The organism is Luteimonas rhizosphaerae (genome assembly GCF_002849595.1).
GTDB lineage: Bacteria > Pseudomonadota > Gammaproteobacteria > Xanthomonadales > Xanthomonadaceae > Luteimonas > Luteimonas cellulosilyticus.
The window spans coordinates 185,464-199,595 of record NZ_NRQR01000025.1; the positions used below are offsets into that span (position 1 = coordinate 185,464).

The 14,132-nt window shown below is 68.8% G+C and carries 15 protein-coding genes; 7 read left to right on the forward strand and 8 right to left on the reverse strand.

What is annotated here, in order from left to right:
* Positions 1 to 71: 71 nt before the first annotated feature.
* Complete coding sequence (locus tag CJ022_RS13235; protein ID WP_101927098.1) at positions 72 to 2,156, reverse strand: EAL domain-containing protein; 2,085 nt, start codon at positions 2,154 to 2,156, stop codon at positions 72 to 74.
* Positions 2,157 to 2,291: 135 nt separating this feature from the next.
* Between CJ022_RS13235 and CJ022_RS17570 the strand changes: the two genes are divergently transcribed.
* Entirely contained in the window at positions 2,292 to 3,812 is a 1,521-nt protein-coding gene (locus tag CJ022_RS17570) for a fumarate hydratase (protein ID WP_101927147.1), read from the forward strand.
* Between the two features lie 55 nt (positions 3,813 to 3,867).
* Positions 3,868 to 4,503: a glutathione S-transferase family protein gene (locus tag CJ022_RS13245; RefSeq protein WP_101927099.1), complete on the forward strand. Its 636-nt coding sequence runs from the start codon at positions 3,868 to 3,870 to the stop codon at positions 4,501 to 4,503.
* Positions 4,504 to 4,537: 34 nt separating this feature from the next.
* Here CJ022_RS13245 and CJ022_RS13250 read toward each other — a convergent pair whose 3' ends face one another.
* The 3 genes from CJ022_RS13250 to CJ022_RS13260 are packed head-to-tail and all read right to left on the reverse strand — an operon-like array spanning position 4,538 to position 7,442.
* Positions 4,538 to 5,686, reverse strand: a complete 1,149-nt coding sequence (locus CJ022_RS13250; RefSeq protein WP_101927100.1) for a phospholipase A — start codon at positions 5,684 to 5,686, stop codon at positions 4,538 to 4,540.
* Positions 5,683 to 6,945 carry a mechanosensitive ion channel family protein gene (locus tag CJ022_RS13255; protein WP_143703987.1) on the reverse strand — a complete coding sequence of 421 codons (1,263 nt, stop codon included), beginning with the start codon at positions 6,943 to 6,945 and terminating at the stop codon, positions 5,683 to 5,685. Before CJ022_RS13255 ends, CJ022_RS13250 begins: the two co-directional genes overlap by 4 nt.
* Positions 6,942 to 7,442, reverse strand: coding sequence for a DUF456 domain-containing protein (locus CJ022_RS13260; protein ID WP_101927102.1), 501 nt, complete (start codon positions 7,440 to 7,442; stop codon positions 6,942 to 6,944). Before CJ022_RS13260 ends, CJ022_RS13255 begins: the two co-directional genes overlap by 4 nt.
* A 258-nt stretch (positions 7,443 to 7,700) precedes the next feature.
* Between CJ022_RS13260 and CJ022_RS13265 the strand changes: the two genes are divergently transcribed.
* Positions 7,701 to 7,910 (forward strand): cold-shock protein, encoded by a 210-nt coding sequence (locus CJ022_RS13265; protein ID WP_101927103.1) that lies wholly within the window; start codon positions 7,701 to 7,703, stop codon positions 7,908 to 7,910.
* Between the two features lie 94 nt (positions 7,911 to 8,004).
* On the opposite strand, the gene CJ022_RS13270 is transcribed toward CJ022_RS13265, so the two are convergent.
* Both CJ022_RS13270 and CJ022_RS13275 read right to left on the reverse strand, forming a co-directional pair.
* Positions 8,005 to 8,487 carry a glycine zipper 2TM domain-containing protein gene (locus CJ022_RS13270; protein ID WP_101927104.1) on the reverse strand — a complete coding sequence of 161 codons (483 nt, stop codon included), beginning with the start codon at positions 8,485 to 8,487 and terminating at the stop codon, positions 8,005 to 8,007.
* Positions 8,488 to 8,659: 172 nt separating this feature from the next.
* A complete protein-coding gene (locus CJ022_RS13275; RefSeq protein WP_101927105.1) occupies positions 8,660 to 9,124 on the reverse strand; it encodes a hypothetical protein in 465 nt (154 codons plus the stop codon).
* An 83-nt stretch (positions 9,125 to 9,207) separates the two neighbouring features.
* Between CJ022_RS13275 and CJ022_RS13280 the strand changes: the two genes are divergently transcribed.
* Positions 9,208 to 10,071, forward strand: a complete 864-nt coding sequence (locus CJ022_RS13280) for a tRNA threonylcarbamoyladenosine dehydratase (RefSeq protein WP_101927106.1) — start codon at positions 9,208 to 9,210, stop codon at positions 10,069 to 10,071.
* Here the strand turns inward: CJ022_RS13280 and CJ022_RS13285 are convergent.
* Together CJ022_RS13285 and CJ022_RS13290 are read right to left on the reverse strand one after the other, a co-directional pair.
* Positions 10,068 to 10,838, reverse strand: coding sequence for a TatD family hydrolase (locus CJ022_RS13285; RefSeq protein ID WP_101927107.1), 771 nt, complete (start codon positions 10,836 to 10,838; stop codon positions 10,068 to 10,070). The genes CJ022_RS13280 and CJ022_RS13285 overlap by 4 nt on opposite strands.
* Before the next feature lie 14 nt (positions 10,839 to 10,852).
* Positions 10,853 to 11,092 carry a DUF6116 family protein gene (locus CJ022_RS13290; protein WP_101927108.1) on the reverse strand — a complete coding sequence of 80 codons (240 nt, stop codon included), beginning with the start codon at positions 11,090 to 11,092 and terminating at the stop codon, positions 10,853 to 10,855.
* A gap of 167 nt (positions 11,093 to 11,259) precedes the next feature.
* Here CJ022_RS13290 and CJ022_RS13295 point away from each other — a divergent pair, with 167 nt between their 5' ends.
* The 3 genes from CJ022_RS13295 (at position 11,260) to CJ022_RS13305 (ending at position 14,110) form a co-directional block, all read left to right on the forward strand.
* The gene (locus CJ022_RS13295) at positions 11,260 to 12,045 is read left to right on the forward strand and encodes a glycine zipper 2TM domain-containing protein (RefSeq protein ID WP_101927109.1); all 786 of its coding nucleotides are present in this window, start codon (positions 11,260 to 11,262) and stop codon (positions 12,043 to 12,045) included.
* Positions 12,046 to 12,327: 282 nt separating this feature from the next.
* Entirely contained in the window at positions 12,328 to 13,491 is a 1,164-nt protein-coding gene (locus tag CJ022_RS13300; RefSeq protein WP_101927110.1) for an acyl-CoA dehydrogenase family protein, read from the forward strand.
* 52 nt (positions 13,492 to 13,543) lie between these two features.
* Complete coding sequence (locus CJ022_RS13305; RefSeq protein WP_101927111.1) at positions 13,544 to 14,110, forward strand: GNAT family N-acetyltransferase; 567 nt, start codon at positions 13,544 to 13,546, stop codon at positions 14,108 to 14,110.
* Positions 14,111 to 14,132: the final 22 nt, after the last annotated feature.

Genomic DNA, 14,132 nt, shown 5'->3' on the forward strand with positions numbered 1-14,132 from the left:
GTCTCACAGCTGGCGGCCGATACGCAGTGTCCTTGCGGCCCAGAACTGCCGGGGACGCACCGGCGGCGTGGTCACGCCAACGGCGTGGGTCTCGCCAGCGCGTAGCCCTGCGCGTAATCGACCCCGATCTCGCGCAGCCGGGCCACGATCTGCTCGTCCTCGGCGAACTCGGCGATGGTGCGCAAGCCCATCACGTGGCCGATGTGGTTGATCGCCTCGACCATGGCCTGGTCGATCGGGTCGACCAGGATGTCGCGCACGAAGGCGCCGTCGATCTTGAGGAAGTCGACCGGCAGATGTTTCAGATAGGCGAAGGACGACATGCCGCTGCCGAAATCGTCGAGGGCGAAGGCGCAGCCCATCCCTTTCAGTTCCGCCATCAGGACCGATGCCTGCGCCAGGTTCCCGATGGCGGCGGTTTCGGTAACTTCGAAACAGATCCGGGCCGCGTCCACCCCGCTGCACTCGAACGCGGCGCGGACGTCGTCCGCCATCGCCTCGTCGGCCAGGGAGGCGCCGGACAGGTTGATCGCGAACACGCTGTCCGTGTCGTCGCCGTCCCGGGCCAGGCGCGTGAGAACGGTCCGGATCACCCAGCGGTCGAGCGTGGGCATCAGGCCGTAGCGCTCGGCGGCCGGGATGAAGGCCATCGGCATCACGATGCTGCCATCGGTATCGCGGAGCCGCAGCAGGACCTCCCGATGCAGGATCCGGCCGTCCTGCAGGGAATAGATCGGCTGCGCATGCAGCAGCAGGCGGTCGTCTTCGAGTGCGCGGTTGATGCGGCCGATCCACTCCATCTCGCCGTGCCGGCGCGCGAGTGCCTCGTCCTGCTGCCGGTACGTGTACACCCGGTTGCGTCCACGGTCCTTGGCGACGTAGCAGGCGGCGTCGGCTGCACTGAGAATCTCCATCGGCGTCATGCTGGCGTCGCTGAAATCGACCTGGCCGATGCTGACCGCGACAGGAAAGCGCTTGTCTTGCCAGCTGAAAACGAGGTCGGACGCCGCGCGGCGCAGTGCATCGGCCGTTGCACTCGAGTCGTCGGGCGCGCTGTCTTCGAGCAGCACGCCGAATTCATCGCCGCCCAGCCGCGCCAGCACGTCGGTCCTGCGCAACGAGGCCTTGAGCACCGTCGACACCTGGCGCAACAGCTCGTCCCCGGCCGTGTGGCCGCAGGTGTCGTTCACCACCTTGAACTGGTCCAGGTCCAGATACAGCAGCGAGTGTCGCGAGCCGTGCTGGCACGCGCTCTGCAGTGCCGCACGAAGCCGCTGGTCGAATTCGTTGCGGTTGACGAGTCCGGTCAGCGGATCGTGCAGCGCCTGGTAGCGGATCTCCGCCGCCATGCGTCGTGACGGCGACACGTCCCGGAACGCGATCACTGCGCCGCCCGGCCGCGCGCCGCGATCGGCGAGCGGCGCGACCGATCCTTCGATGGAGAACACCTCGCCGTCGCGCCGGACGAGCAGGGTGCGGTCACCGAGCTGGCGCGCGACATCGCTGCCGACGGCGCTCGCGATCAGCTCGCGCACGTCCGTGGCGGCGTCTTCGTCGACGAACTGCAGCACATCGCTGCAGGGGCGTCCCAGCGCTTCCTCGTGCCGCCAGCCCGACAGCTGCTCGGCCGCCTCGTTGAGAAAGGTGATGGCGCCATCGGCGTCGGTCGTGGCGACGCCATCGGCGATCGATCGCAGGGTGGTCTGCGCCCATTCCCGCTCGTTCGACAACGCGTCTTCGGCGCGCTTGCGCGGACTGATGTCGCGGAAGAAGCCGACGAACAGGCGCCGACCTTCGATCTCGATGTCCGCGAACGAGATATCGACCGGAACGTCCCGGCCATCGGCGCGGATCGCGACGATCTCGGTCGCCCGCCAATCCAGGGTGCGGAGGCCGCTGTCCAGATACCGGCGCACGCCGAGACGATGCGCCTCGCGATGATGCGGATGCTGGAGGATCTCGAGGTTCTGGCCGACCAGCGCGTCCGGCTCGTAACCCAGGACCTCGCGCACGGCTGGATTGGCCGAGACGATGGTGCTGTCGACGTCGAGGATCAGCACGGCATCCGTCGTCGTTTCCCACAACGTGCCGTACAGCTGCTCGACCTGCCGCCTGAGCGGACGGAACGGAGGCGACGCCAGTGGCGTGGTGGTCATCGGATGTCGCTCCTGACAGCCCGGAAGGTCGCGTCGAACGCGTGCTCCCGTGCCGTCGGCCGAAGCCGCCCGGACCGGGAGTGGAGCGGTACCTGAAGTTACACTATCGGCCCCCAGCCAGAGGCCTTGAGCGCCGTGACCCAGATCCGCCAGGAAGACCTGATCCAGTCCGTCGCCGACGCGCTGCAGTACATCAGCTACTACCACCCGGTCGACTACATCAGGAACCTCGCCGCCGCCTACGAGCGCGAGGCCTCGCCGGCCGCGAAGGACGCGATCGCGCAGATCCTGATCAACTCGCGCATGTGCGCCGAAGGCCACCGGCCGATCTGCCAGGACACCGGCATCGTCTCCGTGTTCCTCGAGATCGGCATGTCGGTGCGCTGGGACGACGCGACGATGGGCGTCGAGGACATGGTCAACGAAGGCGTCCGCCGCGCCTACGCGCATCCGGACAACAAGCTGCGCGCCTCGGTGCTGGCCGACCCGGCCGGCAAGCGCATCAACACCAAGGACAACACGCCGGGCGTGGTCAACGTCAGGATCGTGCCGGGCAACACGGTCGATGTGATCGTCGCGGCCAAGGGCGGCGGCTCGGAAGCGAAGTCGAAGTTCGCGATGCTCAACCCGTCCGATTCGATCGTCGACTGGGTGCTCAAGACCGTGCCGACGATGGGCGCCGGCTGGTGCCCGCCGGGCATGCTTGGCATCGGCATCGGCGGCACCGCCGAGAAGGCGATGCTGCTGGCCAAGGAAGCGCTGATGGAGCCGATCGACATCGTCGAGCTGCAGGCCCGCGGCGCGTCGAACCGCGCCGAAGAACTGCGGCTGGAGCTCTACGACAAGGTCAACGCGCTCGGCATCGGCGCGCAGGGCCTGGGCGGGCTGACCACGGTGCTCGACATCAAGGTCAAGGATTTTCCGACCCACGCGGCGAACCTGCCGGTCGCGCTGATCCCGAACTGCGCGGCCACGCGCCACGCGCATTTCACGCTGGATGGCAGCGGCCCGGTGATGCTCGATCCGCCGTCGCTCGCCGACTGGCCGGAGCTGACCTACAACCCGACCGGCGCGCGCCGCGTCGACCTCGACACGATCACCCCGGACGAGGTCACGACCTTCAAGCCGGGTGAGGTGCTGCTGCTGAGCGGCAAGCTGCTGACCGGCCGCGACGCCGCGCACAAGCGCATGGTCGAGATGCTCAACCGCGGCGAGACGCTGCCGGTCGACCTCAAGGGCCGCTTCATCTACTACGTCGGCCCGGTCGATCCGGTGCGCGACGAAGTCGTCGGCCCCGCGGGCCCGACCACCGCGACGCGCATGGACAAGTTCACCGACCAGATCCTTGAACAGACCGGCCTGCTGGGCATGGTCGGCAAGGCCGAGCGTGGCCCGGCCGCGATCGAGGCGATCAGGAAGCACAAGTCGGTCTACCTGATGGCGGTCGGTGGCTCGGCGTATCTGGTGTCGAAGGCGATCAAGGCGGCGAAGGTGCTCGCGTTCGAGGACCTCGGCATGGAAGCGATCTACGAGTTCGAAGTGCAGGACATGCCGGTGACCGTCGCCGTCGATTCGGCCGGCACCTCGGTGCACGAGACCGGTCCACGCGAGTGGAAGGCGCGCATCGGCGGCATTCCGGTGGTCGAGATCGCGTGACCCACACCCACCGCCGGCGACGTGGCCGGCGGTGCATTCCGGACCGGAGACCGTCATGTCCGTCGTGCTTTACGGTGCCCCGGGCACCGCGTCGCTGGTGGTGCACTGGCTGCTGATCGAGCTGGGCATCGAACACGAGCTCCATCCGCTGGATTTCTCGGTGCAGGCGCAGAAGTCGCCGGCGTACCTGGCGCTCAACCCGGCTGGCCGGGTCCCGACGCTGGTCCTCGACGGCCAGGTGCTGACCGAGTCTGCGGCGATCGCGATGCATCTCGCCGATCTGCATCCGCGGGCGGGTCTGGCGCCGCCGCCGGGCTCGCCCGCGCGGGGCGCCTACTACCGCTGGCTGTGCATCTGCGTCTACACGCTGATGCCGGCCTACCGCAGCTGGTTCTATCCGCACGAACCCGCGGGCGAGCCGCATGCCGCGGCGGTCGCCGCGCGTGCCCGCACGCAGATCGAAGCGGTCTGGCAGCAGGTCGCCGACCATCTCGACGCGACCGGCCCCTATCTGCTCGGCGACACCGTGTCGGCAGCGGATTTCGTGTTGACGATGCTGATGCGCTGGTCGCGCGCGATGCCGCGCCCCAGCGACGACTGGCCGGCGCTCGCCGCGCATGCGCGCCGGATGAAGGCGCGCCCGTCGTTCGTGGAGGTCTACCGGCGCGAGGGCCTGACCGACTGGACCTGACGCGCCGCGGCCCGGCCGCGACGCGCCGCCGGGTTCAGAACCATTCGAGCAGCGAGATCCCCAGGCCGACGTACGTCGCCTTGTGGTTGTAGTCGATCAGGCTTTCGCCGTAACCGCTGAACACCTGCAGGTGGCCGCGGAACGCGCGGTGGATCGGAAATCCCCAGTCGAACTGCAGCGCGCCGCGCGAGCGGTCGCCGCCACGCAGCGAGTGCCGCGCCATCAGCGAATATTCGTGGCCGTCGCGGACGTGGGTCAGCGTGACGTCGCCGCGGCCCATGTAGTCCTCGATGTCGGGATTGTTGTCGTCGTCGCCCTCGGAGATCCGTATCCACGGCCGGGCCGTCAGCGCCCAGTTGTCGCGGTCAAGGCCGACGTTGAACATCACCCGGTTCCAGCTGCGCGACAGCGGATCGCTGCGCCCGTTGGACTGGTGATTGATGCCGATGGCCGCCATGCGTCCGTTCCAGCCGGCGATGCTGTAGCCGTTGCGGAACACCAGCAGCACTTCGGGCTCGTAGTTGGTCTCGCGGAACGGCCGCGAATCCTCGCTGTTGTAGGTCTGCCAGCGCGAGCTCTGGGTGTAGCCCATCCAGATGTCGCCGTTGTTGCCGAACAGGTCTTCCCAGGCCTTGGTCTTGAAGCTCAGCTGGAACTTCGTCTCCACGCTGTCGAGCACCTGCGGCGTGGTCACGGTGTTGTCGGGATTCGGCGAGGAGGGCGTGTCGTTGACCTTGCTGGTCCAGAACGCCGGCAACAGGTAGACGGGCTTATAGGCCCGCATGTTGAAGATGCCGAGCTTGGAGTCCTTCGCGAGTTCCCAGCGGCTGTCGAGCAGCGAGCCTTTGCCCGCGTTGGCGATCGCGCTGTCGACCGGATCCATCGCGTCGTAGCCGTAGAGGTTCGGGTTGCGGCCGCTGTCGTCGCGCGTGATCGCGTCGAGCGTCGCCGGATCGGCCTCGCCGTCGCGCACTTCGCGCGCCTGCTCGGCGACCAGGTCGGCGAATTCGGGCAGCGGCGCGGCGCGCCGGGTCACGGCGTCGAAGCAGGCCAGGCGCTGCGCGTCCTGCTCCAGCGGAATGCAGGCGTCGATGCTGGCCGGGGCATCGGGGCCGGTCTGGGCGGCGGCGATCGGCGACGCGCCGGCGATCGCGAGGAATATCAAAGAGTGCCGCAGGGTCATGGAAGCGTGGTCCTTGGGGTCAGCAGGTTCTGGTAATCCCCGGTGTTCTGCGCTTCGGCGACCTGCTTGTCAATGTCGCGGTTGACCGAGGTGTCGACGCCGGCACTGTGCGCGGGCTCCGATCCGGCGTCGGGCGCCGGCGCCGCGGCCGGGTCGTCCTCGCGTGCGAGCACCACGTGGGAGACCGCTTTCGGTCCCTGGATGCCGGCGCGCGCGTAGGCGCCCTTGACCAGGCGGATCGCTTCGCTGCGGATCTTGCCGAGGTCGCTCTGGCGCTGGTCGACCCAGCCGAAGAAGCGCAGCACGATGCCCGACGCGCCGTATTCGACCACCATCCAGGACGGCGCCGGCTCGGCCAGCACACCGTCGATGCCCGCGATCTCGGCCAGGGCGATCGCCTGCGCATCGCTGATCGACTGGCTGCCGTCGATGTGGAACGTGAAGTCGAAACGGCGTTGCGGATTGCTGCTGAAATTGAGGATCACCGCCTTGAACACCAGCGCGTTGGGCAGGCGCAGCTCGTTGCCTTCCAGTGTGACCAGGACCATCGCCCGCGCGCTGAGCGCCGCGACCTTGCCCTCGTAGGTGTCGATGCGGACCAGGTCGCCGGGACCGAACGGGCGTCGCAGGCTCAGCAGGATGCCGGCGATGTAGTTCTCGGCGATGTCCTTGAACGCGAAGCCGAGCGCGATGCCGAGCACGCCGGCCGAGCCCAGCAGCGCCCCCACCAGCGCGGTCGCGTTGAGCAGGTCGAGCGCGACGACGATGCCCAGCAGCAGGATCACCGTGTAGACCACGCGGCGGATCAGGCCGTCGAGATACGGGTTGTGCTTCTTCAGCCGCAGCCAGTGCAGGCGCGTGGAGACGAAGCGGCCCAGCCACGACGCCAGCAGCACGATGACGATCGCGGCCAGCAGCAGGGGCAGGTTCGCCGCCAGCCGCATCAGCTTGGCCTGGGCCTGTGCGTAGACCGCATCGAAACGGCCTCGGACGTCGATGTCCTCGACCGTCGGCGGCGGGGCGGTCGCCGGCGTCGCGGCGGCCGCAGGCGCGTCGACTGCGGTGGGTGCCGTTGCCGGCGTGACGGGCGCCTGCGCGAACGCGGGCGTGGCAACAACGGCCAGCAGCAGCGACAGCAGCCCGCAGTGCCCCCGTCGTCGCGACGCTTGCGCCCGGGCGGGACGGGAAGGGGGCGGAGCGTCGGGACGGTGCGCGTCGGGCGCGAACGGAAACCACGTCATGCGGCGGAACATCCTCATGCGAACCAGGCCAGGGTGAAGATGCCGAGCATCAGCACGGCGAGCGACAGCTTGAGCGCCACGCCGATCGCGATGCCGACCCAGGTGCCGATACCGACGCGCGTCGCCTGACCGAGACCGTCGGCGCGCAGGTTGCGGCGGCTCGCCAGCTCGCCGGCGACGGCGCCGATGAAGGGCCCGGCGAACAGACCCGGGATCCCGAAGAACAGGCCGACGAACGTGCCCACGACCGCGCCGACCAGCGCGAGCCGGCTCGCGCCGACACGCTTGGCGCCGATCGCCGTCGCCCAGAAGTCGACGATGAAGGACACCGCGGTCAGCACGCCGAGCACCCCGAGCGTGATCCAGCCGACCCGTTCGAAGCCGTCGGCCCAGGCCGCGAGCAGCATGCCGGCGAACACCAGCGGCATGCCGGGCAAGGCCGGCAGCACGACGCCCGCGAGTCCGATCAGGACCAGCAGGATCGCAAGAATGGTCCACAACACCTGCAGGTCCATTGACGCTCCGATGGGGGCCGTCGGCGCGCGGAATGCGGGGCCTGGAACGGCGATTGCAATTTGAGAAATGCCGGGGTAGTTTGCAGGCGCTGTGTTTGTCAAGGTCACCGTGAATCGTGGCCTGGATGCAGTTGATTGCGTCGGCATCGTCCCACCGGTCCGCTACATCGTCGCACCTCGTTTCCTCCTTGCAACCAGCCGCCGTCAGGCGTTCCATCGATCAGCTTCAATCGACCAGTTACAGGGAGAGTGGCAACAATGGCAAATCGCGAGACCGGCACCGTGAAGTGGTTCAACGACGCGAAGGGCTTCGGCTTCATCAGCCGCGAGACCGGCGAAGACGTCTTCGTGCATTTCCGCGCCATCCAGGGTCAGGGCTTCAAGAGCCTGCAGGAAGGCCAGAAGGTCAGCTTCGAAGTCGTGCAGGGTCAGAAGGGCCTGCAGGCGGACGCCGTCCAGGCGGAGTGATCGCCAGGCGGTCCGATGCAACGAAAAACCCGGCCGATGGCCGGGTTTTTCGTTTGCGTGATCCACAGCGCCTCAAGCGCTGCGGCGACTGAAGTCAGTAGACGTAGGCCTGTCCGTTCTGCACGCGGACGTAGGAGCCTTCCTGGATCCCGTTGAGATCGCTCTGGCTCAGCACGGTGGTGCGGCCGTCCTGCATGCGCACGTGCACGTTGTACTGGCCACGGCCTTCGGTCCGGTTCTGGATCGCGTTGCCGGCCAGGGCACCGCCGACCGCGCCGGCGCCGATGGCGACGTTGCGACGGCCTTCGCTGTCGGTGTTGCGACGCGCCAGTTCCTTGCCCGCCACGGCGCCGACGATGCCGCCGATGACCGGGCCGGCAATGTTCGGGCTGTTGTTGCCGCCGACGCTTTCGATCCGGGTCACGGTGCCGCAGTCGTAGCAGTTGGCCGGACGGTTGTTGTTGCCGTAGCCGCTTCCATAGCCACTGTTGCCGTAGCCGCCCGACGGCGACGTGGCGCAGCCGGCCAATGCGATCGAGGCGGCGAGTACGGCGGTTCCGATCAGTCGGTTGTTCATGAGGCGATCCTCCCGTGTCACGAGACTGTGGTTGACGCGGGCAGGGATGCCCGACGCGCCCAAGCTAGGCGGCGGCACGTGAATGCGAAGGCAATTCGCCGCCGGGGCACGCGTCGAGATGCCTGGCATGCAGTCCTGATTCAGACGCCCGCCCCGTCACCGGGGGGAATCCTCAGCCGCGGAAATCCTGATGGCAGGCGCTGCAGGTCTCGCCGATCTGCTGGACCGTCGCGCCGAGACTGCCGCAGTCCGACGGCGGCGCCGCGAGCGCGGCGTCCAGCGTGCGGCGCAGGTGCGCGCCATGTGCGACGAAGCCGCGGTGGGCGCGCAGATCGGGAAAGGCGGGATCGAGATCGTTGCCCAGTGCCCGCATGGCCTGCAGGTGCACCAGGTTGTCCGTCGGCGCGCAGCGGTTGGCGTCGACGTTGCCCGACAGCTGCGCCATCTGCGCCTGGTAGAGCTGCATCACCGCGCCGGGATACCGGTCTTCCCAGGTCCTGCGGCTGTCGATGACGCGCAGCAGCATCACGACCGCCACGACGCCAACAACCAGGCCGACGACGAAGACCACGAAGTAGCGGGCGGCCGCGGAGGGCGGCGTCGACGGGGCGCGGGCAGGCGGGGACAGATCGGACATCGCGGGCTCCAGGGCTGGCATGCGGTCGCCGCGGACGGTAGCACGCAGTCCGGCACCGGGCCGGCGGCCGGTAGAATGACGCGATGCACCAGACTCCATTATCCGACAACGCGCGCGCCCGGTTCGCCGGGATCGACCGCCTGTACGGGCAGGGCAGCGTCGCGCACCTGCAGCGTTGCCACGTCGCCGTGATCGGCATGGGGGGCGTCGGCTCCTGGGTGGTCGAGGCGCTGGTGCGCACGGGTGTGGGCCGGCTGACCCTGATCGATGCCGACGACCTCTGCGTGTCGAACACGAATCGCCAGCTGCCCGCACTCGCAGGCCAGTACGGGCGCAACAAGGCCGAGGCGATGGCCGAGCGTTGCCTGGCCATCAACCCCGAGGTCGCGGTGGAGGCGGTGCCCGCGTTCGTCACGCCGGCCAACCTGGGCACGGTGCTCGATCGCGGGTTCGATCTCGTCGTCGATGCCTGCGACAGCTTCCGCAGCAAGGTCGAGCTGATCGCCTGGTGCCGGCGGCGCAAACTGCCGGTGATCACCGTCGGCGCGGCCGGCGGGCGCATCGATCCGACCCTGGTGCGGGTCCGCGACCTGTCGCGCACCGAGCACGACGCGATGCTGGCGCTGATCCGCAAGAAGCTGCGCGCGGAGTTCAACTTTCCCAAGAGCCCCAAGCGCTATTTCGGCGTCTCGGCGATCTATTCGCTGGAGAACGTGCGCTATCCGCAGGCCGACGGCAGCGTCTGTGGCCTGCGGCCGCAGCTCGGCGCCGATGCCGCGCTGGGTCTCGATTGCGGCGGCGGACTCGGCGCCGCCACGCACATCACCGGCGCCTTTGCGTTCGCGGCCGCTGGCCGGGCGATCGAGCTGCTGCTGAAGCCGGTTGCGGTGCAGCCGGGGGAGCTGGCCGCAGACGCGGCAGTGGTCGATGTCGCCGCGGGGGATTAAGTCGCGTCCGCCCAGCCGAACAGACGCGCGGCGTTCCGTGACGTCGTCGCTGCCAGTGATCCGGTGCTGACGCCGCGCAACTCCGCCACGACTTCGAGGATCCGACGCAGGCGCGCGGGTTCGTTGCGCTGCCCTCGGATCGCATCGTCGGGCTGGTCGGGCGCATCGGTTTCCAGCAGCAGCTGGTCGTCGGGCAGCGCGGTGACGGTGCGGCGCAGACGCTGGGCGCGCGCATAGGTCACGGGTCCGCCGATGCCGACCAGAAAGCCGAGCGCGTGCAGTTGCGCCGCCTGCTGCTCGCTGCCGGGAAAACTGTGGACCACGCCGCGGACCCCCGGATACCGCCGGATCGCGCTGATCACTGCATCGACCGCGCGGCGCGCATGCACGATCACCGGCAGGTCGAAGTCGCGCGCCAGGGCGAGCTGCGCGTCGAAATAGTGGGTCTGACGGTCCCGGTCGAGGCCGTCGACGTAGTAATCGAGTCCGCATTCGCCGACCGCCACCGGCGCTTCGCGTGCCAGCCATTCGCGCAATGTCTGCAGATCGCCGGGCGTGTGGTCGTCGAGAAACACCGGGTGCAGGCCATAGGCGGCGTGCAGGCCGGGCGCCGATGCGCAGACCGCCCGCAGCGTCGTCCAGTCTCGAGCCCGGATCGCCGGCACCACCTGATGGGTGACGCCCGCCGCTCGTGCACGTGCCAGCACCTCGGCGCGATCCGCGGCGAACTCGTCGACATCGAGATGGCAGTGGCTGTCGACCAGCATCGCGGTGGCGCCGCTCAGCGGCGGCGCGCGTCGCCGTCGAGCGGCGCCTTCGATTTGGGATCGGTCTCCGACCTGCCGCGTTTCCATTTCGCCAGCGTGATCGTCGCCAGGCCGAGCAGCAGCTCGTCGATGAGGATGATCGGGTCGGGAATGAAGAGATTGATGAAGAACAGGGCGCCGACCACCATGAACATGCGTGGATAGCTGAGCCGGCTGAGCCACGCGATCAGCGGGGCGGTCAAGGGACTGGGCATCGGACTCCTCCGCCGAACGGGACGCCGGCACGCTAGCACGTGGCTGCGGCAGCACGGTTTATCAAGCCGTCAGTCTGGCCGACGACATCGCGGTCCTGTTCAGCTTGCGGGTGGTGCAATGCGACCCGTGCACTGCAACCGGGCCGACGAGGCCGAAGGAGACGTCGATGAAAGGCAATACCCTCGCGATCGCACTGGCATCGCTTCTGGTCGGCGGCGTCGCCGTCGGCGCCTATCACAACAGCCGCGATGCGGTGTCGCCCGATCCCACCGTGGCGACGGCGGTCGACGCGCAGACCGGCGAGCTCCTGACCGATGCCGACGACACCCTCGACTATGCGGACGTCGTCGCCGTGCAGCCGGTCACCGAGAACGAAACCCTCTACGCGACCGTTCTCGGCACGGACCCCGTGCGCGAAACCATGACCAGCACCTCGCCGCGCGAGGTCTGCGAAGACGTCGTCGTGCAGGAGCGTCTGCCCGAGCGTGACGGCAACGTCGGCGGCACGGTCGCGGGTGCGCTGATCGGTGGCCTGGTCGGCAACCAGATCGGCAGCGGCAGCGGCCGCAAGGTCGCGACGGCCGCGGGCGCGGCGACCGGTGGCTTTATCGGCAATCGTGTCGATCGCAATCACGTCGGTGGTCGCGTGACCGAACGCGGCGACCGCCAGTGCCGCACCGTGCAGGATCCGTCCGAGGCGTCGCGCGTGGTCGCCTACAACGTGACCTACCGCAATCCGGATGGCACCACGGGCACGATGCGCACCGACAGCAAGCCGGGAAACCGCATCGAACTGGGCGACGAAGCGCGCACCATCGGCTACGACGTGACCTACCGCTACGACGGCGCCGAGCGCACGATCCGCATGGAAGAAGACCCGGGCGAGCGCCTGCCGGTCCTCAACGGCAAGATCATGACCGCGGCGCTCGAGGTCCCTGCCGAGCGCGGTTGATCTGCGGCGGTGTCCTGAAGAGGGCCGGCAATCGCCGGCTCTTTTTTTTGCGCGCGAGGCGGACGCGCGCTTGCGGATGCGGTGGATCGCGCGACCCTCCGGAATCCAGTGCCGATGCCCGTGACGGCGCGAGTCGCGTTCGAGCGCCGCAGGCGGATGCTCGTCGGTCGGCACCGGCGGCAGCGGGGCGCAGCGTCCCGCCGCGCATCGCATGTTGCAGGACGGCGGGCCAGCGCGAGGGCCCGCTCGCTACAATGCGATCTTTCCGCCGGATCGCGTCCCATGGCCCTGCATCCCTACGATCTCTACGACGTCCGTTCCCTGCTCAGCGACGAAGAGCGTGCGGTGCAGGATGCCGTCGCCCGGTTCACCGACGAGCGCGTGCTGCCGATCATCGGCGACTGCTTCGACCAGGCCCGCTTCCCGGCGGAACTGATCCCGGACATGGCGGGTCTCGGACTGCTCGGCGCGACGCTGCCGGAGGAATACGGCTGCGCGGGTCTGAACTCGGTCAGCTACGGGCTCATCTGCCAGGAACTCGAGCGGGGCGATTCCGGCCTGCGCAGTTTCGCCAGCGTGCAGTCGTCGCTGTGCATGTATCCGATCTACGCCTACGGCAGCGAGGACCAGCGGCGTCGCTGGCTGCCCGACATGGCCGCGGGCACGGTCATCGGCTGCTTCGGCCTGACCGAGGCGCACGGCGGTTCGGACCCGGCGAACATGAAGACGCACGCCAGGCGCGACGGCGACGACTGGGTGCTCAACGGCGCCAAGATGTGGATCACCAACGGCAACCTCGCGCATGTCGCGATCGTCTGGGCGCAGACCGACGACGGGATCCAGGGTTTCCTGGTCGAACGCGGGTTCGCCGGTTTCAGCGCGCAGGAGATCAAGCACAAGATGAGCCTGCGCGCGTCGGTGACCAGCGCCCTGTACTTCGATGACGTGCGCGTGCCCGAGGCCAACCGGTTGCCGAACGTCAAAGGCCTCAAGGGCCCGCTTGGTTGCCTCACGCAGGCGCGTTACGGCATCACCTGGGGGCCGATCGGCGCGGCGGTCGCGTGCCTGGACGAAGCGCTCGGCTATTCGAAGGAACGCATCCTGTTCGACCGGCCGGTGGCCGCGACGCAGAGCGCGCAGCTGAAGATGGCCGACTGGGCGCGTCGCATCACCGGTGCACAGCTGCTGTCGCTGCAACTCGGCCGCCTGAAGGACGCCGGCACCATGCAGCCCACGCAGGTCAGTCTGGCGAAGTGGAACAACTGCCGCATGGCGATCGACATCGCCCGCGAGGCGCGCGACCTGCTCGGCGGCGCCGGCATCACGACCGAGCACTGCCCGATCCGCCACGCGCTCAATCTGGAATCGGTGATCACCTACGAAGGCACGGAAACCGTGCACCAGCTGGTGGTCGGCCGCGAGCTGACGGGCATCAACGCGTTCTGAGTGGACCGGGGCCGGCAACGGCGCCGGCCCGGCGTTTTCCGGAGGATCTGGCATGTCGCAGGACGTGGAAAGGGGACCGGTGCTGCACACCGCGCGGCTGACGTTGCGGGTGCCGCGGATCGAGGATTTCGAACGCTACGCCGAGGTCATCGGCGATCCCGACGCGGCGCGCTACATCGGCGGTCATCTGCCGCGCGGCGCGGCGTGGCGTCGCTTCCTGCAGATGCCCGGCGCGTGGGTCGTGCAGGGCTTCGCGATGTTCTCGGTGATCGAGACCGCGACCGGCCGCTGGCTGGGCCAGACCGGCCCATGGCAGCCCGAGGGCTGGCCGGGCACCGAGGTGGGATTCGTGTTCCACCCGGATGCCTGGGGCAAGGGTTTCGCGCGCGAAGCCGCGACCGCTGCGACGGACTGGGCGGTGGACACGCTGGGCTGGGACGAGATCATCCATTGCATCGATCCCGACAACCATGCCTCGCAACAGCTGGCACGGCGACTGGGCGCGGAGAACAGCGGGCCGGGCGTGCTGCCACCGCCGTCCGAGGAGGCACGCGTCGACGTCTGGCGCCAGAGCGCGGCGCAGTGGCGCGCGCGCCGGGCCGTCGAGACCGCCGCCTGATGCGGGCCGGGCGGTGGGCGAG

Bases quoted from the DNA above. Each gene is read 5' to 3' on its own strand.
- CJ022_RS13235 (WP_101927098.1), bottom strand. From the start codon at position 2,156: ATGACCACCACGCCACTGGCGTCGCCTCCGTTCCGTCCGCTCAGGCGG.
- CJ022_RS13245 (WP_101927099.1), top strand. From the start codon at position 3,868: ATGTCCGTCGTGCTTTACGGTGCCCCGGGCACCGCGTCGCTGGTGGTG.
- CJ022_RS13250 (WP_101927100.1), bottom strand. From the start codon at position 5,686: ATGACCCTGCGGCACTCTTTGATATTCCTCGCGATCGCCGGCGCGTCG.
- CJ022_RS13255 (WP_143703987.1), bottom strand. From the start codon at position 6,945: ATGAGGATGTTCCGCCGCATGACGTGGTTTCCGTTCGCGCCCGACGCG.
- CJ022_RS13260 (WP_101927102.1), bottom strand. From the start codon at position 7,442: ATGGACCTGCAGGTGTTGTGGACCATTCTTGCGATCCTGCTGGTCCTG.
- CJ022_RS13265 (WP_101927103.1), top strand. From the start codon at position 7,701: ATGGCAAATCGCGAGACCGGCACCGTGAAGTGGTTCAACGACGCGAAG.
- CJ022_RS13270 (WP_101927104.1), bottom strand. From the start codon at position 8,487: ATGAACAACCGACTGATCGGAACCGCCGTACTCGCCGCCTCGATCGCA.
- CJ022_RS13275 (WP_101927105.1), bottom strand. From the start codon at position 9,124: ATGTCCGATCTGTCCCCGCCTGCCCGCGCCCCGTCGACGCCGCCCTCC.
- CJ022_RS13280 (WP_101927106.1), top strand. From the start codon at position 9,208: ATGCACCAGACTCCATTATCCGACAACGCGCGCGCCCGGTTCGCCGGG.
- CJ022_RS13285 (WP_101927107.1), bottom strand. From the start codon at position 10,838: ATGCTGGTCGACAGCCACTGCCATCTCGATGTCGACGAGTTCGCCGCG.
- CJ022_RS13290 (WP_101927108.1), bottom strand. From the start codon at position 11,092: ATGCCCAGTCCCTTGACCGCCCCGCTGATCGCGTGGCTCAGCCGGCTC.
- CJ022_RS13295 (WP_101927109.1), top strand. From the start codon at position 11,260: ATGAAAGGCAATACCCTCGCGATCGCACTGGCATCGCTTCTGGTCGGC.
- CJ022_RS13300 (WP_101927110.1), top strand. From the start codon at position 12,328: ATGGCCCTGCATCCCTACGATCTCTACGACGTCCGTTCCCTGCTCAGC.
- CJ022_RS13305 (WP_101927111.1), top strand. From the start codon at position 13,544: ATGTCGCAGGACGTGGAAAGGGGACCGGTGCTGCACACCGCGCGGCTG.